13 protein-coding genes are annotated in these 20,944 nt (G+C 40.6%); 7 read left to right on the top strand and 6 right to left on the bottom strand.

The window, feature by feature from the left end; translation table 11 throughout:
• Nucleotides 1-37 precede the first annotated feature (37 nt).
• Entirely contained in the window at nucleotides 38-5,635 is a 5,598-nt protein-coding gene (locus B2V92_RS18130; RefSeq protein ID WP_293310817.1) for an alpha-2-macroglobulin family protein, read from the bottom strand.
• A 213-nt stretch (nucleotides 5,636-5,848) separates the two neighbouring features.
• Between B2V92_RS18130 and B2V92_RS18125 the strand changes: the two genes are divergently transcribed.
• Nucleotides 5,849-6,271 carry a nuclear transport factor 2 family protein gene (locus tag B2V92_RS18125; RefSeq protein ID WP_293310815.1) on the top strand — a complete coding sequence of 141 codons (423 nt, stop codon included), beginning with the start codon at nucleotides 5,849-5,851 and terminating at the stop codon, nucleotides 6,269-6,271.
• Between the two features lie 288 nt (nucleotides 6,272-6,559).
• On the opposite strand, the gene B2V92_RS18120 is transcribed toward B2V92_RS18125, so the two are convergent.
• Both B2V92_RS18120 and topA read right to left on the bottom strand, forming a co-directional pair.
• Entirely contained in the window at nucleotides 6,560-6,964 is a 405-nt protein-coding gene (locus B2V92_RS18120; RefSeq protein ID WP_138823786.1) for a hypothetical protein, read from the bottom strand.
• A gap of 156 nt (nucleotides 6,965-7,120) precedes the next feature.
• Complete coding sequence (gene topA / locus B2V92_RS18115; RefSeq protein ID WP_293310810.1) at nucleotides 7,121-9,685, bottom strand: type I DNA topoisomerase; 2,565 nt, start codon at nucleotides 9,683-9,685, stop codon at nucleotides 7,121-7,123.
• A gap of 248 nt (nucleotides 9,686-9,933) precedes the next feature.
• On the opposite strand from topA, the gene B2V92_RS18110 reads away from it, so the two are divergent.
• On the top strand, nucleotides 9,934-10,446 hold the full coding sequence (locus B2V92_RS18110; protein ID WP_113947247.1) for a glutathione peroxidase: 513 nt from the start codon (nucleotides 9,934-9,936) through the stop codon (nucleotides 10,444-10,446).
• A 588-nt stretch (nucleotides 10,447-11,034) separates the two neighbouring features.
• Here B2V92_RS18110 and B2V92_RS18105 read toward each other — a convergent pair.
• The gene (locus tag B2V92_RS18105; protein WP_293310802.1) at nucleotides 11,035-11,871 is read right to left on the bottom strand and encodes an MBL fold metallo-hydrolase; all 837 of its coding nucleotides are present in this window, start codon (nucleotides 11,869-11,871) and stop codon (nucleotides 11,035-11,037) included.
• Nucleotides 11,872-11,917: 46 nt separating this feature from the next.
• Complete coding sequence (locus B2V92_RS18100) at nucleotides 11,918-12,361, bottom strand: MarR family winged helix-turn-helix transcriptional regulator (protein WP_293310800.1); 444 nt, start codon at nucleotides 12,359-12,361, stop codon at nucleotides 11,918-11,920.
• Between the two features lie 170 nt (nucleotides 12,362-12,531).
• Here B2V92_RS18100 and B2V92_RS18095 point away from each other — a divergent pair, with 170 nt between their 5' ends.
• Entirely contained in the window at nucleotides 12,532-13,761 is a 1,230-nt protein-coding gene (locus tag B2V92_RS18095; protein ID WP_293310798.1) for an MFS transporter, read from the top strand.
• Nucleotides 13,762-13,896: 135 nt separating this feature from the next.
• Here B2V92_RS18095 and B2V92_RS18090 read toward each other — a convergent pair whose 3' ends face one another.
• Entirely contained in the window at nucleotides 13,897-14,925 is a 1,029-nt protein-coding gene (locus tag B2V92_RS18090; protein WP_293310796.1) for a LacI family DNA-binding transcriptional regulator, read from the bottom strand.
• Between the two features lie 163 nt (nucleotides 14,926-15,088).
• Here B2V92_RS18090 and B2V92_RS18085 point away from each other — a divergent pair, with 163 nt between their 5' ends.
• From B2V92_RS18085 to B2V92_RS18070, 4 genes are all read left to right on the top strand, one after another.
• Nucleotides 15,089-15,229 (top strand): hypothetical protein, encoded by a 141-nt coding sequence (locus B2V92_RS18085; protein WP_293310794.1) that lies wholly within the window; start codon nucleotides 15,089-15,091, stop codon nucleotides 15,227-15,229.
• A gap of 236 nt (nucleotides 15,230-15,465) precedes the next feature.
• Entirely contained in the window at nucleotides 15,466-18,585 is a 3,120-nt protein-coding gene (locus tag B2V92_RS18080) for a SusC/RagA family TonB-linked outer membrane protein (RefSeq protein ID WP_293310792.1), read from the top strand.
• 4 nt (nucleotides 18,586-18,589) lie between these two features.
• Complete coding sequence (locus B2V92_RS18075; RefSeq protein ID WP_293310790.1) at nucleotides 18,590-20,335, top strand: RagB/SusD family nutrient uptake outer membrane protein; 1,746 nt, start codon at nucleotides 18,590-18,592, stop codon at nucleotides 20,333-20,335.
• A 36-nt stretch (nucleotides 20,336-20,371) separates the two neighbouring features.
• Nucleotides 20,372-20,944 (top strand): carboxypeptidase-like regulatory domain-containing protein (locus B2V92_RS18070; RefSeq protein ID WP_293310788.1); only part of this gene is annotated, 573 nt, incomplete at its 3' end.

The raw sequence follows: 20,944 nt of genomic DNA, 5'->3' as shown, positions 1-20,944 counted from the left end.
AGGTTTTTAAAACCTGCGAGGTTTAAAAAATTAATATTTATTTAACCACCTGTACCCATTTACCGGCCTGTGTAGCCGAAATATCATTGTTATACATCGCTTCGCATTGAACGGCTGATAAGTAATATTTGCCAAGGTAAGAGGCATTAAGCAATACTTTGTACACCAGACTTTCACCTTCCCTTACATTAAAATAAGTGAAAACACGGTCGTCTCTGATATCCTGATAGGTAAAAGGAGATGATGCCAATATACTTTGGTTATCGTTAACACGGGTATTGATAATTTCCCAGCCCGAAGGGAAAATCTGGGTTAGTGCCATTTGTTCGTAATAGCCCATCCGACCCGGATTTTTTACCGTAACCTCTGCATAAAAATCAGTTCCCTGTTTTAAAGTGGTTGGATCTAAAACTTTACCGTTTAAACGTTTGTAAACCACGTTCATGTCAAGTACTTCAGGTCGGTTAGGTAAGAAATTGTTCTGACCAGCAATTGGCTGTCCTTCTAAAACCAGACGCACAAACAATACATTGTTGCCATTATTGGTAACTGATGCGGTATTGCCTTTAAAGGTTATCGGTGTGCTATTAATGTATTGATTAGAATTAACCGGGGCAGTTTTGCCATCCAGTACATATTGATATTGTAATTTATTGGCCGATTGGCTGGTTCCACAGAATTTTGCTATCGCCAATAAACTGTAAGCCGTAGTTTGTGTGCTGTACCAGGTGTTTTCGCCAAGTTTAGCGGCTAATGGCTGTAATAAACTGGCCGCTTTTGCCTTCTGACCGAGTAGGGTTAAGGTTTCCAAAATCATGGCTTCATCACGTACATCCGAGCCATAAGTGCCACCCAATTGTTTATAAGCCTGGATAGACGTATCCAAACCCCTGATCATGTTTTGGGCAACATCATTTTGCCCTGCGAGTTTGTAAGCTGCTGCCAGACGCCATTTTGCGGCAACTGAAAGGTATTCGAATGCCTTTAAACGGTTCATGGCTGCCATTTCCGGTTTTTTGGCCAGGGCCAGCATATATAAACGGTAAGCCTGAGAAAGGTCGCCGCCATAAAAATTATTGCTGTTCGGTACCCAGTTTGTTGCTTTCGATTTTTGATAACGTAAAAGCTCATCTAATAGACCTACCGGCAGCGTATAACCTGCATTTTGTGCTTCAACCAGGAAATGACCTGCATAATTACTTCCCCACTCATCTGCACTGCCTTCACCTGGCCAATAAGATAAACCACCTTCGGTTGTCTGGAAACCTTTTAACCTGTTTATGCCGGCCTTGATGTTTTTCTCCGTTGTGGCTTTTTGCTGCGCATTTAATGGACTCAAACGATCAAGGAACAATTGAGGGAAAATACCAGAGGTAGTTTGTTCGATACAACCATGCGGATATTGGATCAGATAGTTCAATCTTTTACCAAGGTTGATGGCTGGGATAGAAGAAACCTCCAACGAGCCTGAATTGGTGCCCAACATACCTATTGGCAGATAATTTACTGCCCATTTGGTGTGTGGCTGTACCGTTGCCGAAACCACATTGGTTACATAAGGATTTGGATTCCGGATATCCATCTCTACATCGTAAACTGTTTTTTCAGCCCCGCTCTGTGCAATAACCTTTACTTTGGCAATACCTACATTATTAGGCGCTTTAACCTCGAAAGTGGTCATCTGTTCGCCCGTTTGTTTGTAGTAAAGCTGTTGCTTGGTTGTACCCTGAACAATTAAATTGCTGGCCTGAAGCTGTACCGATACATTTTTAAGGTTGTTTTCTGTAGCAAAAACCGTAACAGGAAGGGTAAAACTTTCGCCCGGACCAATTACCCTCGGCAGGGTAGCGAGCACCATTAACGGTTTTTTAACCTGAACAGATTTTTCTGCAAAACCGTAAGCAGCATCCTGTCCGGCAACTACCATGGCCCTCACGGCACCAATGTACTGTGGCAATTTAAACTTGTGTGTTTTACTTTCTCCTTTGCCTATGGTAAACGGTCCCATAAATTTAACTACAGCCTGAAAACGGTTCGCTTTTGCCGGGCTCAGATTTTTGTTAATGCTACCATCGCCACCAATGCTTAAAATACGTTCCAGATTTCCGCCCCAGGCGCCCAACACATAGTCGAATAAATCCCATGTTTTAACGCCCAAACCTTCACGTGCATAAAATGCACCATGTGGATCAGGTGTTTTAAAACGGGTTAAATCCAGTAAACCTTCATCAACAAGGGCAATGGTATAAGTCATGGCTTTACCATGCTGTTCGCCAACCGTAATGGTATTTTCTGTTTCAGGTTTAATTTTGTCGGCCATTTTAATGGTCGGTTTTAGGATCGTTTGCGGATCTTCTACCGAAAGTGGAATGGCACCGTACATCCTGATCGGTAAATCGTTAACCGTTTGTGCATGGGGCTGTAATAAGGTGATGTTGGCAAATACATTCGGTGCCATTTGTTTTTCAGCCTTAAACGAATATTGCGTTTGTCCGGCTTTGGTATCAATCCAGAAGGTTTTTAATACGCGGCTTCCGTTTTCGATGGAAATCAGTGCCCTGCCGTTTTTGCCCGTCGGGATGGTTAAGGTAATATCTTCACCAACGGTAAATTTCTCCTTGTTGGCTGTAAACGAAAGCATTGAAGCTTCGGTAGGGTTGCTTCCCTGTTCGCGCTGTGCCCAGCCCGGCCAATCTACATAAACTGATTTTCCGGTCACATGGCCGCCGTTTACATCACGAACCAAAATTAGATAACGGCCCCATTCCGGCTCATCTACACGTAAATTCCAGCTCCCTTTTCCATTAAATAAGTTTACCTGATGGCTTTCTACCAGTTTATTGTACTGGTTTTGGGTAAAATTGGCATAAGTATACTGGTCATCCTGTTCCCACCACCAGCGCCATTGTGTTTTATATAATTCTACCGTAACGGTTTTAGTTCCGCTTAACAGTTTTCCATCTGTATTTACATTAACAATCTCGATTTTATGTTCCTTTCCGGTAACCAGCATGCCACTTAAACGGTCGCCTTTTTCGGGGCGGATACCCAGATAACTACTGTAAACGTGGTAAGGGATACTAAAATTATCAATGCTGAAATTACCTCCCGGTTCGAAAACTTTTGTGGTAAAATTGGCCCTCAATACACCAGGTGCGGTGTTGTTTTCATTTAAATTGGTATTGATCTGTGCCGTACCATTCTGGTTTAAGGTACCCTCAAAAATGGTTTTTACCTGCGACTCGAAGTTAACGGTAGGGTTATCGAAACTGAAACCTTCAAAACCTTTAAACTTGGTTTCGGTGGTATTTAAGTTTACATCAACCTTTGCTTTTAAATTTTGCGCCACCGCACCGAACAGCCATTTGGCCGATAGGGTAGCGGCAGAAGTACCCGAGCTTAAATATGGTCTGTTGCCGATATTTAAATCAATTTTCAAACGGTTTGGCATTACCGTTTCAATTTTTAACGTTTTGGTAAAAGTAGCGCCACCGGCTTTAACTTTTGCCATCCAGTTACCGGTAGGGGAAGTGCTCTCGGTTGCGGTTTTAAATGCGTAAAATCCATTTGTCGGTTTACCATTGATCAACCGTTTATAAAGCTGGCCTTTTGGATTGTAAAACTCCATGGTTACCGGATAATTGGCAGGCAATTTTTTGAGTTTATCTTCCAGAACGAAAGAAACAAATAAACTATCGCCCGGACGCCAAACGCCACGTTCGCCATAAATAAAACCTTTTAAACCACTTTGTACCACATCGCCACCAACATCGAAACGGCTCAACGGAAGCGAACCCCCATCATCTAGTTTGAGGTAACCACGTTCTGAACCATTTTTCGCAATTAATAAGAAAGGCTGGCGTTTCAGATCGAATTTTGCAAAACCATCACCATCGGTTTTGGTCGTGAAAATGATCTGTTTCTGGTAATCCATCAATTCAAGGTTTACACCACTTAATGGTTTTGCGGTAAGCAGGTCGGTTGCAACAATCAGCATCGAATTATCATTTCCACGTTTGGCTACCAGGCCAATATTCGAAGCAATTAAGTTTCTGCTGGCCCAGCGCTCGTTTGTATAAAATGATGGCGTGCATGGGTTATTTTTATCATTCCATTTATAATTCGACGGATAATAATTGTTGTAGCGTTGCCAGAAATCATCATCCTCGTCAATTTTTTCACCATAACCTTCGTAATCTCCATACTCACTTTCTTCGTCGCTGCCGTCTGCTTTTTCCTCACCTGCGCCAGCTTTACAATTGTAGGCATTATATTCTTGTCTGAATGCAATGGTAACGCGGTACATAGCGCCAGGTTCGGTGCGGATCATTTTATCCAGATCGAGCGTAAAACGGTTCTTTTTATGGAGATTTAATGCTTTATCTTCGTCCAGGCGGACAGTTTTCTGTAGGATCGGTTTCGCCACCCGGCGCAGTTCATTTCCGTCTTTATAGCTGTTTGTCTGAAAAAATTGCGGGATATTGTTTTCGTAGATTTTGATTACAGTTACATCAACTGCTTTTAAGTTAATGGCCTCGAAAGGCAAAACCAGTTTTCCTGAATTCGGCAAAATGGTACCATTACCGGCGATGGTAACCGAAGGGATCTTGTCTTCAAAAACAAGATTGGCCACTTTTCCGCTGGTTAATGTTTTGGCATTGATATTCTCTACACCGGCATTTACGCTTAAGGTATAATCGCCCTTTAGCTCCTCGGGTGCATAAACTTTTACCTGACTGGCATCGATGGTATACCTTACATCACTTAAATTTCCAAGTGTAATCATTCCGGTTAAATCTTGGCCTACACCAATCGGTTCCGAAAATTGCACTAGGGCATAATCTTCTTCACCCTGGATGGCTTTCATATCGAGCACTTCGAATTTATTGATCGATGGAACGCGCACTTCTACCTCACCTTTTTGATCAGCATCAATCGCATCACCATCCCATTTTATTTTCAGGTTTTGGTCGTTACCAGTTTTTTTGATACTATCGATAGTGAATTTAGAAATGTTTTTCGCCGGATCGTGCTGCCACTTAATCTTTAATTTCTGATCAAAATCCAATGAAAGCGTTTTTTCTATTTTAGCGGTTTCTTCCACATCGGCCGTTGCAACCTCGCCACCAAGTTTCATATAATCGAGCGAGGTATTGTTCTGCGAAACCAAACCATTTTGCGTGAGCATGATGCCCGGAGTGATTACTTTAAATTCAAAATCGAAATCTTCGAGACCTTTCTCGGTTGCTGAAACCTGCGACAGCTTAAATGTAGCTTCGTAATTTTTGCCCGGTTTTAGGTTCTCATCTGGCCTGAATTCTATCGTTTGTGGATCAATCCAATAAGTTTTTCCCGAAATGGAAGGCGAGAAGTCGAAAAGCTCGCGCGAATCGGCCTTGCCCAAATCCTGCATGCCTGTGGCGGCATTGGTCAGGTGCACTCGGATAAAACTCTTTTTCGAAATGGTTCCGGAGGTATAAGCTTCTATGTATTTAGCATAAGCCTGGTTTTCCTCGTGGTTTTTCTTTTTTCGGTTGAAGTAAATAAATACAATTGCCGCTATAGAAACGGCAAGCAAACCGATAAAAATAAATTTCTTTTTGGAGGATGATTTGTAGGTAGATGGTTGTTCCATGGATGAAATTCGTTAAGATAAATGAGAATATAATCTTGCGTTTGGAGCAATTGCTATGCCGTAATTTATCCGTTCTGAGCAAAAATCCTGTATTCCTTAAGAAAATTAACTAAAATCGACGTTAAAAGAAATAATGTTGAAAATTAAAACAGAATTGTTGCTCATTTGAGTGCTTTTGGATAAGTTTACATCATTAATCCTACATAACCAGATATGATAAAGAAACTCTTGATTTTTTCGTGCCTATTAATTTCGACACATTTTTGCTTCGCACAGCAGGCAGAATTAGAAGACGCCGTAAATAGACTCACCAAGCTGATGGTTACGCCTGATAGCCTTGCACTTGATAAAATAGTGCTAAACAATTTAAGCTACGGCCATTCGAGCGGTAAGATCCAAACGAAAAAAGAGTTTTTACATTCATTACTTTCAGGTGAATCGGATTTTGTTGATATCAATTTAACCGATCAAACTGTTGTTATCCAAAATAAAACAGCTCTGGTACGCCATACCTTAAACGCAAAAACAAATGATAAAAATGTTCCGGGAAATGTAAAACTGTATATCCTTTTAATCTGGAGTAAGGAAAAAACAGACTGGAAATTACTTGGAAGACAGGCTGTTAAGGTGCCTTAGGTCAGTTGGGAGTTTTCAGTTTTGGATGCAGAAATAGCGAGCGTATTAAACTGAGTTTAATAATTAATGTGATTTAAAAAGTCACCTGCAAATATTTTTATCTCATGCCGTCACCCTGAATTTATTTCAGGGTCTTTCATGCTAAAAGGATGCTGAAATGAATTCAGCATGACGGTCGCATTGGTTAAGGAGTATAAAAACTAGTCCTTATGGATAAATCTTTCGAACTGAGGTTGAAAATTTTTCATACATAAACTTGACTCCGGACTTAGGACTCAAGACTTCGGACTATTTTATCATCACACCAGGTCTGTTTACCAATGGAATTTTGATCAGGTTAGAATCGATGATACTTTCGGGTAAAAAGATGAATTTTTTGTCGTAAATGGTACTGCCAATATAGTAGCTTAGCCAGTACTCGTTGGTTAAACCAAAAACCTCCGGGTCAATGGCTTCTACGCCGGCAAATGAATTAGCTTCCATATCGCCCACAAAATGACGCAGAACAGAAGTTTTTACCTGTTTGCCATCTTTTTCTCCATAACCTTTAGAGCTGATCAGTACATTGGTAATCGGCTCGTTTTTGAGGTTAACAAGATAAACGGTCCAGCTTTTTACTTCCGGTGTTTCGCCCATCAATACCACGGCCATCGCAATATCTTCAACTGTATTTTCTGGTAAATCTGACTTCAATTCGGTTAACTGTTTAATTAAATGTTGAATTATTGAATTTTGAATGATAGCTTTACCTTATAATCCTACCATTCCAATAATTGTATAATGCAAATTAAAGAATTTTGAATGATGGCATTACTTATCCTATCATCCAAAAATCCTTTAATCCTGATCCTATTTCTTCTTTGCTACAGCTTTTTTAGCCGGAGCTGCTTTTTTCTTTGCCGGTGCTTTTTTCTTCGTTTCGAAAGCATTTGGTACCTGCTCCACAATCATTTTCTTTACCACTTCCAAATCAATATCAACTAACTCTTCAGCCGTATATTTCTGTTTCGTGGCTTCGTTGTTCCTCAGTTTAAGCATTAATTTGCCAAAACGGATAAACGGTCCCCAACGGCCATTTTCGATCGAAATTTTCTCTGCATCCCAGGTTTTAATGTATCTGTTAGCCTCTTTTTCAACTTTTTTGCTAATCAAAGTTTCAATGTTTTCCTGTGTAAGGTTGTCAAAATCGTAACCTTTTGCAGGGATATTGATAAAAAGATCGTTCCATTTAATAAACGGACCAAAGCGGCCTTTGCCTTTTGTAACGCCTAAACCTTCGTAGTAAGCGATAGGTGCATCATCATCCATTTTCTGACGGATAATTTCAACAGCCCTATCGTAAGTAACCGATAAAGGCTCTTCGTTTTTAGGAAGTGAGATAAAGCTTTCGCCCCATTTTACATAAGGTCCGAAACGGCCAACACCGATTACCACTTCTTTGCCTTCAAAATCAGGTAGCTGCAAAGGAAGCTTGAACAGTTCCAATGCATCATCCAAAGTAATGGTGGCTACCGACTGATTACGCATTAAGCTGGCATAACGTGGCTTTTCTTCTTCATCAAGTTCTCCGATCTGCACCAAAGGACCAAATTTACCCACCTTGGTATATACATTTTTACCTGTAGCCGGATCTAAGCCCAATAAACGTTCGCCAGTAGCGCGTTCAGCGGTTTCTAAAGTGGTTTCTACTTCACTGTGGAAAGGGTTATAAAACGAGTGCAGCATTTTGGTCCACTCCTGTAAGCCCTGTGCAATTTCGTCGAATTCTTTTTCTACTTTGGCCGTAAAGTTAAAATCTACAATCCCTTTAAAATGCTCAACAAGGAAATCGTTTACCACCTCACCAATATCAGTAGGGAAGAGTTTTGATTTCTCGGCACCGGTGATCTCCGATTTTATTTCCTTTTTAACCTGTCCGTCTGCTAAAACGATAGAAGTAAATTTGCGCTGTTTACCATCTCTATCTTCTTTAACCACATAACCACGGTTTTGTACCGTAGAAATGGTTGGTGCATAAGTAGACGGACGGCCAATGCCCAGTTCTTCTAATTTCTTAACCAAACTGGCCTCTGTATATCTTGCCGGCGGACGTGAATAACGTTCGGTTGCCTGCATTTCTTTTAAAAATAATTCTTGTCCTTTAGCTAAAGGAGGTAAAATTGCGCCGCCTTCTTTTTCTTCGTTTTCCTCATCATCGGTCGATTCGAGATAAACTTTTAAGAAACCATCAAACTTTAAAACTTCTCCCTCGGCAACCAAATGCTCTTTACGGGTTGAAGCGGTAATCTGTGCCGTTGTTTTTTCGAACAGGGCTTCACTCATCTGCGATGCGATAGAACGTTTCCAGATCAGATCGTATAAACGTTTCTCCGAAATATCGCCATCTACCGTATGCCTATTGAAATAAGTAGGACGGATGGCTTCGTGAGCCTCTTGTGCGCCGGCCGATTTGGTTTTATAAACCCTTGGCTGGTGGTATTTATCGCCATAAGCTGATTTTATTTCAGCTGCAGCAGCATTTATCGCCGTTTCAGATAAGTTTACAGAATCGGTCCTCATGTAAGTGATCTTACCTGCTTCGTATAATCTTTGGGCAACCTGCATGGTTCTGGCTACCGAAAAGCCCAGTTTTCTCGAAGCTTCCTGCTGCAGGGTAGAGGTGGTAAAAGGAGCTGCAGGGTTGCGTTTTGCCGGACGGGTTTCTAAACTGGTAATGTCGAATTTTGCATTTACACAGTCCTGAAGATATTTTTCGGCATCGGCTTCGCTTTCGAAACGTTGGGGCAATTCTGCTTTTACAATTTCTTTTCCTTTACCGGTTGAGAATTGTGCGGTAATTTTATAAGCTGCAGCTGCATTGAAATTTAAAACTTCGCGTTCTCTATCTACGATTAACCGTACTGCAACAGATTGTACACGGCCAGCAGAAAGCGATGGTTTTACTTTTTTCCATAAAACAGGAGAAAGCTCGAAACCTACCAGCCTATCGAGTACGCGGCGTGCCTGTTGCGCGTTTACGAGGTTGTAATCAATTCCACGTGGACTATCAATTGCTTTTAAAATAGCTGGTTTGGTAATCTCGTGGAAAACAATACGTTTTGTTTTTTCTACTTTAAGGCCTAAAGTTTCGAATAAGTGCCACGAGATGGCTTCTCCCTCGCGGTCCTCATCGGATGCTAGCCATACCATTTCGGCATCCTTAGCAAGTTTTTTCAGTTCGGCAACAACGTTTTTCTTGTCGGCCGGTACTTCGTAGGTCTGGGCAAAATTATTGTTGATATCAATTGCCATGTCGCCTTTCACTAAATCCCGGATATGGCCATAGCTGGATTTCACCAGGAAATCTTTTCCCAGGTATCCTTCAATGGTTTTAGCTTTTGCAGGTGACTCGACGATTAATAAATTTTTTGCCATGAAATACGTTTTTGTGCAAATAAAGCTATAATTAAAGCATAAATCCAAACATGGGAGGAATTTTATACAAATTTTTTATTAAAAGTTGATGAAATATGTTGATTTATAGACTGATTTTAATCAGGTTTTAATGTTGCGCCCAGACCTATAAGGTTTCCGAAACCTTATAGGTCGCATATAATTTACAGCCACATTACATCAAGGCAACCTATTTGTGCCTATATTCGTATATAAAAATAAAAACAACGATGATCAGCACAATTTTAATCCTATTAAACTTATTGGTGTCGCCGCCAAAAAATGTTTACGATTTCAGCTTTAAAACCATTGATGGTAAAGAAATCAAGTTATCTAAATTTAAAGGCAAAAAAATCCTAATTGTTAACACGGCTTCTAAATGTGGTTTTACACCCCAGTACGAAGATTTAGAGAAACTTCAGAAGGAATATGGTAAGAAAGTGGTATTGATCGGTTTCCCTGCAGGTAACTTTGGCGGTCAGGAGTTTTCTACCAATGCAGAGATTAAAGAATTCTGTACCGGAAAGTATAATGTTTCGTTTTTACTGGCTGAGAAAAGCAGCGTAAAAGGCGACGATATCAGTCCATTGTTTAAATATTTAACTTCTCAAACCAATACAGAGGAGCAGGGTGATATTAAATGGAACTTCGAGAAATTCCTGATCAACGAAAAAGGAGAGTTGGTACATCGTTTCCGTTCTAAAACAAAACCTACAGACGAGGCGATCGTTAAAAACCTGTAAAGGATGTAAAATGGAAGATGTGAGATGGGGAATGTGGGCGTGATGATGGTATAATCTTTCTTCAAATGATTAAAAAGGTAAAGTGGTGAATAACCATTTTGCCTTTTTTTATGATAGATTATAGTGGCCTTAGTTCAATAATATATGTGTGCTTTTATCAGTTTTATTCAATTTTACAAATGCGATCGTCACGCTGGATTGACCCTGAAATAAATTCAGGGTGACGATTACAAATTAAGAATATCTACAGCAGACCTTTTAAGCTAATATTAATAATCGCACTAGAGTTCTCAAATACTTCGTGGTCAGTATCTATCTTATTGTATTGACTTTATCCGTCAATTCGAGATTGAGTAACGGGAATTTTCGGGCAAAAGAAAGGGGCTTAAATCCATAAGCCCCAAATAAACCAAACAAACTATTTATGAAGTATATATAAAACTCCACTTTCAATAAAATGTTTTTGGAAAAATTAAATTATTTGAGCTTTTTAACGTTTTCTGAAGCTATTGTTAAGGTAAATAAGCCGGAACAGGTAAAATGAGCAGTTTTGTAACAAAATTGCAGCTTGTTTTTGACTTTGGGATGTTAAAATAAATTTAGTTGCTCGGGCTGGTAAAGATTGGGGTCGAAAGAGTAGGGTATTTCGTTATTTTGACTTCCGCATACGTAATAAACCTCAGTTTCTTCGTATCTCGAAGCTACTTTTACAAAAGTATCACCTGCAACGTTTTTAAATAAGTTTTCAACCAGTTCCGGATCGTTATTGTCTTTAGATAAATGACTGAGCAATAAATGGCTCATGTATTCGGGCTTATGGTTGATAAAAAGCTCAAGCGCCTGTGCATTGCTTAAGTGCCCGTGACCGCCCATGATCCTCTTTTTTAGAAAATAAGGATAACGGCCGTTCTGCAACATATCGGTGTCGTAATTGGCTTCTAAAAAGGCAGCATGGCAATTTTTAAAGTGTGTGATCAAACGATCGCATACAGCACCGATATCGGTAAAAACGCCAACCCTTATATCATTGCATTCAATGGTAAAACTATAGGGATCTGCCGCATCATGAAATTTGGAAAATGCAGAAATTTTTAAATTGCCAATCTGGATGTGCTGCAAATGACTTAAATTAAAAGTGTTGTTTGCATCCAGTAACAATCTGCCACTTTTTAGTGTTGGCGTACTGATGTACACCGGAAGTTTGTGTTTTTTTGCAAAAACAGTTAATCCTTTAATATGGTCGCTGTGCTCGTGCGAAATAAAAATTGCTTTAATCTTGCTTACCGATAGGCCTAAACGGGCCATGCGTTTTTCTACTTCCTTGCAGGTTAAGCCAACATCAACCAAAACGGCTTCGTTATCGTTCCCCACATAGTAACAATTGCCGTTACTCCCCGAATTTATTGATGTAAAATATAGTGCCATTTTCTGTCTGCAAGATAAGGCTTATTTGGCTAAAGAAAAAGTAGGTTTATACCTTTACCCCATTGTGTTCTACCAGGCGCGATAAGAGGGGAAGAAAAGCCTGGATGAGGTTGATTTCTTCGGATGAGAATGTTTTTTCGAGCGTTTGCGCCAGCCATTCTTCTTTGATTTTCCGGCTGGCTATGATGTGTTTTTCGCCCAATTTGGTTAAGCTGATAAATACTTTGCGTTTATCTTCCGCGCTCGGAAAACGTTCTACACATTTTGCATCGTGTAAACGGTTTATGATCTGCGAAATGGCCTGTTTAGATACCCTTTCCATGTCGGCCAGTTCGGTAGATAATAATTTACCGTGCGTTTCGAGCAGCGACATGGTTAGCAGTTCGGCATTGCTGAACTCCGAACTTACGTTCTGCCGGCGTAACTGACGGGTTAAACGGGTAACCGTGCTTCTTAACTTCGCTGCAATCTCTTGTGTTTGAGTAGGCATATTAATGGTAAATAAACTTTACAAATATAAGCTTTTATTTTTATTAGTTTTTTACTGTTCTTTTCTTAAATCTGTTATTTGTGATTTTGAAGTGATAAAAGTAGGCGTTTTTGGCTTTATGGTTAGATTTAAAATTATTACTTTTGTAAAGTTACTTTACTATTTTAAACATGAGTGTTTTTCGTTCGCTAAAGCATTATAATTACAGGTTATTTTTTACAGGTCAGGCTATTTCATTAATTGGTACATGGATGCAGCGTGTAGCCATCAGCTGGTTGGTATACCGTTTAACGGGATCGGCATTTTTGCTGGGTTTGATTACTTTTTTAAGTTTAATCCCATCGTTGGTGCTTGCGCCTTATGCCGGGAGTTATGTAGACAGGCACAACAAGTATAAAATTCTTGTGATTACGCAGGTAATACTGATGCTTCAGGCAGGCGCTTTGGCTTTGATGATCTGGTTTAAAGTTTACGATATGTTCTGGATTGCGGCGTTATCGCTGGTACAGGGATTGGTAAATGCCTTTGACGTAACGGCGAGACAATCGTTAATGGTAAATTTAATTGATGATAAAGAAGATTTACCAAATGCGATTGCACTTAACTCCTCCATGTTTAATGCCGCGAGGCTGATCGGACCTGCGCTGGCAGGAGTTATTCTGAGTACTTTGGGCGAGGATATCTGTTTCCTGATCAATTTTGTGAGCTTTATTGCGGTGCTGGGCTGCATGGTAATGATGAAACTTAAGCTTACCGAGCATAAAAAATCAACGGAAAATATATGGATGGACCTTAAAAAAGGATATGAATATTTAAAATCATCGCCTGATCTGGCTTCAATGGTATTGATGATGGCTGCTTCGAGTTTACTGGTTATCCCTTTTACTACGTTGCTGCCGGTTTTTGCAAAAGATATATTTAATGGAAATGCCACAACCTTTGGCTGGTTTGAAAGTGCAGCAGGATTTGGGGCATTTTTCGGAGCTATTTATATGGCTACTTTAAAAGCAAACCAGAACATGCAGAAAATTGTGATGCTGTCGGGTATTTTGTTGGCTGTGTCTGTAGTAGCGCTGGCAGTATCCCCTTCGTTAATACTAGCATTAATCTGTACCGGACTGGCTGCTTTAGGTTTGATGGCACAAACTTCATCCATCAATACTTATCTGCAAACCCATGCTGATGATTTAATGAGGGGCAGGACTTTGAGTTATTATATTATGGCTTATCAAGGGGTATTACCGATTGGTAGTTTATTAATGGGCTATCTGGCACATTTGTTCGGTACACAGGTGGTTGTTGCTTTCGAAGGTGTTGCGGGTTTATTGATTGTTGCGGCGTTTGTTTATAATGAAAGACACAGGGGGCAGTTTAAAGGCAGTGCAATGTCATTGAATTAATCACTAATTTATTTTTTAAAGTATTAATGTAAGGATCCGTCACCCTGAATTTATTTCAGGGTCTATTATGCCAGAAAGACCCTGAAATAAATTCAGGGTGACGATTATGCAGGTAGAACGCCAGCCGCTAAACGCTTACCCCTTATCGCTATGCACAATCAACTTACAATCAACCATCACCTTTTGGTAATTCTGTATATCGATTTCTTTGTTGATTAACTGAAGCAATAACTTAATGGCATTTTCACCAACCGATTCAGGGTTTTCCTCGACTGATGCAACTGGTGGCGAATCGAGGTAACTGATAAAAGAAGTATTGCCGAAACCGATACATTCTATCTCATTAAAGTTGGGATGGTTGATTGATCTCAGGTATTTTATGGCATCAAATAAAATAGGTTCTTTAAATGCCACTAAAGCGGTAGGCATATTATCGGGGTTGGCAAAAAGGTTACTGATTGCCGAAACCGTATTTTCCTTATCAAAATCGGTATAAGCCACCAATTCTGCCGAAAAAGGCACTTCGTTATCTTTTAAAGCATTAATATAACCGTTGAAGCGGTCGTGTGTAAAATTGATCATTTTTGGTCCGCCCAGATAGGCAATTTTTCTGTGTCCCCTGTCGATCAAAAATTTAGTAGCCTGGTAACAGCCCTGAAAAGTGTTGCCCAATACCTTATGGCAGCTTAAATTAAAACTCGGGTTGCGTGTATAGTAAACTACAGGAATCCCCATCTGTTCGAACTGATCGAGGTGTGCAAAATCCTGTGTTTGTTTCGAAATGGCAACAATTAAACCATCCACACGGCTTCTTAACAACATATTGGCCGATTGTATTTCTTTTTCAAGGTCATCATGTGATTGGCTGATGATCACATTGTACCCATTTTGGGTGGCAAACTGTTCTACGCCGTAGATGCTGCGCGTAAAAAAGTGGTCTAAAAGATTGGGCAGAATGATACCTATAATCCGGGATTTTTTTTCCTTCAGGTTAATGGCCGATTTGTTTGGCGTAAAATGCAGATCGCGTGCCATTTCCTGTACACGTTTCTTTGTGTACTCGTTAATGGTAGGGTAATTATTCAGGGCTTTTGATACTGTTGATACTGACATCTTTAACTTTTCAGCCAAGAACTTAAGTGTAACAGGGGTATTGTTCGTCATCTTTTCCAATCTCAATGCATAGATAAGAAAAAAAACGCAATTATTTCAAACGTTTGAAATGTAGTTTCAATGGATTTTATCGCGTTTTAAGCTATTTAAAAACAGTTTTATCTTTTTAGCTTTTCTAAATTCGTTACCGCGAACACAAACTAACCAAATAAACATGATGAAATCATCCCACATTTACTTCAGTTTTAAAAGGGCTTTAACTGGAGTATCAGGTTTAGGTGGAGGTAACAACTTTACTATACCTCAAAAATATTACGCTTCGAGGACAAATTTTTACAATCCCAAAGATGCGTAGGCCCTAACAAACCTCTGTTTTCTTCTACCCCGCCAATCTGATTCAGGAAAGGCATATGATACAACATTTAGAATGGACTTATTGGATTTACCCATGTAAATCTACCTGTCCTGATATTAACTAAGCATTAAATTTTAACCGAATAGATTTAATATTTTATAACAATTATGGATAGACTTTACAATTTGAAGAGGACCTTTACCTGCGTTGGATTTGAAAAAATTCAATGGCATAAAGTGCGCTATATATTAACCCTGCTTTTTCTGGTCGGTACATCTATTACTGCTTTTGCGCAGGGTACGGTAACCGGTACTGTAAAAGATAGCAAAGGAACTACTTTGCCGGGTGTTAGTGTAAGGGTAAAAGGTACCACGGTAGGCGCGGTAACAGATAACGATGGGAAATTTTCGATTAAGGCGGCAGATAATGCTACACTAACCTTTGGTTATATAGGTTATATTACTAAAGAGGTTGCTGTAAACGGCAAAAGCACATTAACAGTTTTACTCGAAGATAACTCACAGGGTTTGGATGAGGTGGTTGTAGTGGGCTATGGCGCACAGAAAAAATCTACTTTAACAGGTGCCATTGCGCAGATCAATTCTGAAGAGATCATGAAATCGCCAACACCAAATCCAACCAACAGTTTAATAGGCCGTTTACCGGGTTTATTGGCGGTTCAAACCAGTGGTCAGCCTGGTGCCGATGGTGCACAACTAAAAGTTAGGGGTGTGGCCACCTATGGTGCCAACAATGCGGCAATTGTAGTGGTAGATGGGGTAGAGCGCCCGAGTTTTTCGGATGTGGATGCGAATGAGATAGAATCGGTAAACGTATTGAAAGATGCTGCTGCAACAGCTATTTACGGTATCCGCGGTGCCAATGGTATTATTGTAGTAACTACAAAACAGGGTAAAATTGGTGCACCAAAGGTTACCTATACCGGTAATTATGCCTTACAAACCTATACGGGGTTAGCCGTTGGGCTTCCGGCTTTAGAAAGTGCACTTTTATTGAATCAATCTTATGTGAACGACAATAAACAACCATTTTTTACTGATGCCGAAATACAGAAATTCAGGGATAAATCAGATCCGATCGGTTATCCGGATGTACAGTGGTTTGATTACCTGACAAAAAAATACTATTCGCAAACCCAGCATAATATCAGCATAAGCGGCGGAACAAAAATTGCCAAATATTTTGTTTCGGCAGGTTATGCGTTCCAGGATGGTATTTTCAAAAAGTTCGATTCTCCTTACGGCATTAATACAGTGCCAAATTATAACCGTTATAATTTCCGTTCCAACATCGATTTAAATCTGAACAAAGATTTTACCGTTGGTATTAAACTGGGTGGGCGTTTTGCAAATCGTTACCAGCCAGCGGGCTTAAGGTCTTCGTCGGCATTCTCGTATGATACCATCGAAGGTATGATTTCGCGTATTCTGCAGGTTCCGGCTTATGCCTATCCGGTTACCCTGCCCGATGGAAGGATCACCGCTAACCCGAACGTAGGTACCAATATCTGGAACCCTTATGCGGTTTTAACCCGTTTTGGTACACGTAACGATGATAACAATACCATAGAAAGTACCTTCAACTTAAATTATAAACTGAATTTTATTACCAAGGGTTTAGGTTTTAAAACTGTTTTTGGTTACGATTCTTACTACAACAACATCGAGAGAAGAAATGCAAACTGGGCAGCTTACGTATATAACCCTGCTACCGGTGAGGCAACGCTATCAACCGATACACGTAACCGCGACGAACCTTTAGGTGCCGTACAGGACGGTGGTGTTACCGAAGGTAGCACAAACATGAATATCCAGAGTGGTTTCGATTATAACCGCAGTTTTGGAAAACATAATGTTGGTGCTTTATTATTGGGAACCCGCCAGTTGATCAAATCAACAGGGGCTACAGCATTTACCGCACCGCCAAAAGCATCGCAGGGCATTGCCAGTCGTGCCACTTATAACTACGATGAACGTTATTTTGCTGAATTCAACGCTTCTTATAATGGTTCTGAAAACTTTGCCCAGGGATTACGTTATGGTTTCTTCCCTGCGGTATCTGCAGGATGGACATTAACCAACGAACCTTTCTGGAAAAAGAACGATATCCTTTCTTATTTAAAAGTAAGGGGTAGTTATGGTTTGGTTGGTAACGATAGGATTTCGGATAGCCGCTTCTTATTCTTAACCAGTTATTCTACTTATACTAATGCGACTACAGCGGGCGGACAATCGGCCCCATTTGGAAACCCGAACTCAATTACCAATTATCCAACTGTGCTGATCAGGGATCCGCAGTTTTTTGGTGCTACGGGTAATGATCTTGGAAACCCGATTGTAACCTGGGAAACCGGTACCAAACGTAACATTGGTTTCGAGGCCCGTTTGTTTAAAGATAACCTAAGGGTAACTGTTGATTTGTTTGACGAAACCAGAAGGGATATCTTAACACCATCGTTAAGCGGTTCGGCTCTTTATGGCCACACTTACCCGAATTTCAACAGAGGGATTGTGTACAACAAAGGTTACGAGGTTGAACTCGATTATCAAAGACAGGTTGGAAGTGTAACGCTTGGCTTAAATGCCCAGTTGAGTTATGCGAAAAACAGGATCGTGGAAAATGATGAACCAGATGGTTTACCTCCTTCGCTGGTAAGAAAAGGAACCAGTGTTGGCCAGTTTTTTGGATATGTAACCGATGGTTTCTTCCAATCGGCAGCTGATATTGCAGCGTCTCCAAAATTACAGGGTTATTCGCCGATCCCGGGAGATTTAAAGTTTAAAGATTTAGATGGCGATGGCATTATTACCAGTTTGGATCAACGTGCAATTGGCCATACCAACACACCTGAATATGTTTATAGCTTTAGTCCCCGTGTTTTGTATAAAGGGTTTTCGCTTTCGGTACTGCTTCAGGGGGTTGGCAACGTAAGTTCGAATGTTATCCTGAACGAGCAGAACAACGGACAGCAGATGTATCCTTTTATGCTCGACTCGTGGACACCGGCAACCGCTGCTACAGCAACATGGCCGGTTATACATGCAAGGGGAACTGCATCATTAAATTATGCATTAAACGATTTTACGTTACAGAATTCTTCTTACCTGAAAATAAGAAACGTAGAGTTTGCGTGGAATTTACCAAAAGAGTGGGCTACTGCTTTGAAATTGAGCAATGTGAGGGTTTTTGTACAGGGACAGAATCTTTATACCTGGACAAAGTATAAGTTTTATACCGATCCTGAAAACGTAAACACCATCAATACGGCTTTTCCATTACAGTCTATTTATCCTACTTCGAAGGTGTACAATTTTGGTTTAAACGTTCAATTCTAAGACAATGAAAAATTATAAAATATTTACAGCAATTCTTTTATTAACGCTATTCTCTGTTTCTTGTAAAAAGGATTATCTGGAACGTACACCAGGGGCTGCGATTAGTGAGGATGATATTTTTGCCGATCCGGCATTGGCAGCAAGGTTTGCCGATAATGCCTATAATTATGTGATTACCAAATATGTGCGTTTTAACGATCACCGTGGTTGTACCGCCCAGGCTTCTGATGAAGCGGTATCCGGAAACTCCGAAGGTTCGGTAACGTCGTTAAACCGGGGTTTATATCACGATCATTCAAATGGGCCATCGTTAAACGATATTTACGGCGTTTGGAAATTGATGTATGCGGGTATTGCCATTCAGAATAAAATGCTGGCCAGGATAGGCGAAGTGCCACCTGCCCCAAATGCCTCCGTACCAATTTTTGATCCTAAACGGGTAGAAGGCGAAATGCGTTTTTTACGTGCATTATCGTATTTCGAATTAACCAAAAGATTTGGAGGCGTACCTATCGTAGATAAAGTTTATGCGGTTACCGATGATATGAACACCATACCGAGGAGCTCTTTTGCACAGGTAACAGAGTTTATCTTAAAAGATATTGAGGTGGCGCTTACTAAATTAGGTACTGATGCCGATTACGGAGCATCTAATTATGGACGTCCAACGCTTGGTGCTGCACTTGCATTAAAAGCCCGTGTTTTATTGTATGCTGCAAGTCCGCTTAACAACCCAAATAACGATAAAACCAAATGGCAGGCTGCTGCCGATGCTGCTGCCGAAGTAATGAAAGGCGCTGATGGTTTGGCCAAACAAACATATGCGCTACAGGCAACTTATGGTGATCTGTTAAATTTACCTTCTTCTCCGGAGTACATCATGATGAGGATTAAAGGACCAACCCCTCTGGCCGGAGAAATGATGCAGGATTTTTCGATGTCACCGGGTTCTGGTGGTGCACAGGGACAAATGAACCCTACACAAAACCACGTAGATATGTACGAAATGGCCAATGGTAAAGCCATTACCGATCCTACTTCGGGCTACGATCCGCAAAAACCTTATCAAGGCCGCGAACCACGTTTTTATAACAACATTATTTATAACGATTTAGCATGGCAGGGTAGAAAAATAGAAATGTGGACTACTACCGATGCGGATGGCAAAACATTGTTCGGTAAAGATTATAGCACCACCATTACCTATACCGCTACACGTTACTATTGCAAAAAATACTGGCCTGAAGTGTACAGAACGGTAGGCGGAAGTACAACTTTACTGAATTATCTCTATTTCCGTTATGGCGAAATACTGCTAAACTATGCTGAAGCACAGAATGAGGCCGTGGGGCCGGGTGATGTTAACGGTTCTGTTTATGCCCAGTTAATTGCGCTCCGTAAACGTGCCGGAATACAGGCCGGTGCAGATAATCTTTATGGTTTAAAAGCCAATATGACACAGGATGAGATGCGTACGGCAATCAGGCACGAACGCGCCATCGAACTGTCGTTCGAAGATCACCGTTGGTATGATATTATGCGTTGGAAAATTGGTGCGCAGGCCATTGCTGTTCCGATGAAAGGAATGAATGTAGTTAAAAATACAAATGGAACTTTTACCTATACGCCGATTGTACTTGGCCCAACTTTCCAGAAAAGCTGGACAGAGGCACAAAATCTTTATCCAATCCCAAGAGCCGAAATTTATAAAAGCAAAGGGGTTTTAACCCAAAATCCGGGTTGGGAATAGTTGATTTAATCATATAACGCTAAAAGATTTTCGAAAATGAAATTTATAAAATCAAAATATATAATATGTCTCTTATTCATGATGGCAGGGATGCTGAGTGTTTATGGACAAAAACCTGATGAAAAGTTAACCCTAAGCGGAAAAGTGGTAGATCAGGATAAAAAACCGCTGCCCGGGGTAGCCATTTCCATTCAGGAAGATAAAACCAATAAAGCGGTTTCTACCGGTACAGATGGTACTTTTACCATAGAGGCAACCAGCAGTGATGTACTCGTATTTAAATTTGTAGGTTACGGAACCATATTAAAACCGGCACTTGAAGTGAGCAAAAGTGATGTGGTTTTAACCAGGTCGCTGGTTGATGCCAGTGATGATGATAATGTTTATATCCCATTTGGGGTAAGGAAAAGGAGAGAGGTTACGGCAACCATCAGCACGATAAGGGCCGAAAACCTGCCGCAAATCCCTTCATCATCATTAACCAACGTTTTTACCGGCCGATTGGCAGGCTTAGCGGTATATCCGAGTGGCTCACAGCAGCCGGGATACGATGCATCGAGCTTTTTGGTAAGGGGGCGTTCATCTTATAATAGTAACCAGGAACCCCTG

It is taken from the genome of Pedobacter sp. UBA5917 (assembly GCF_002432345.1).
GTDB lineage: Bacteria > Bacteroidota > Bacteroidia > Sphingobacteriales > Sphingobacteriaceae > Pedobacter.
The sequence above is the reverse complement of the archived record's forward strand: the minus strand, read 5'-3'. Positions and strand labels throughout refer to the sequence as shown.

What these genes read in the sequence shown, in the direction of transcription:
- B2V92_RS18100 (WP_293310800.1), bottom strand. Translation starts at nt 12,361, where the DNA reads ATGCCTACTCAAACACAAGAGATTGCAGCGAAGTTAAGAAGCACGGTT.
- B2V92_RS18105 (WP_293310802.1), bottom strand. Translation starts at nt 11,871, where the DNA reads ATGGCACTATATTTTACATCAATAAATTCGGGGAGTAACGGCAATTGT.
- B2V92_RS18130 (WP_293310817.1), bottom strand. Translation starts at nt 5,635, where the DNA reads ATGGAACAACCATCTACCTACAAATCATCCTCCAAAAAGAAATTTATT.
- B2V92_RS18085 (WP_293310794.1), top strand. Translation starts at nt 15,089, where the DNA reads ATGATGAAATCATCCCACATTTACTTCAGTTTTAAAAGGGCTTTAACT.
- B2V92_RS18095 (WP_293310798.1), top strand. Translation starts at nt 12,532, where the DNA reads ATGAGTGTTTTTCGTTCGCTAAAGCATTATAATTACAGGTTATTTTTT.
- B2V92_RS18075 (WP_293310790.1), top strand. Translation starts at nt 18,590, where the DNA reads ATGAAAAATTATAAAATATTTACAGCAATTCTTTTATTAACGCTATTC.
- B2V92_RS18090 (WP_293310796.1), bottom strand. Translation starts at nt 14,925, where the DNA reads ATGACGAACAATACCCCTGTTACACTTAAGTTCTTGGCTGAAAAGTTA.
- topA (WP_293310810.1), bottom strand. Translation starts at nt 9,685, where the DNA reads ATGGCAAAAAATTTATTAATCGTCGAGTCACCTGCAAAAGCTAAAACC.
- B2V92_RS18125 (WP_293310815.1), top strand. Translation starts at nt 5,849, where the DNA reads ATGATAAAGAAACTCTTGATTTTTTCGTGCCTATTAATTTCGACACAT.
- B2V92_RS18110 (WP_113947247.1), top strand. Translation starts at nt 9,934, where the DNA reads ATGATCAGCACAATTTTAATCCTATTAAACTTATTGGTGTCGCCGCCA.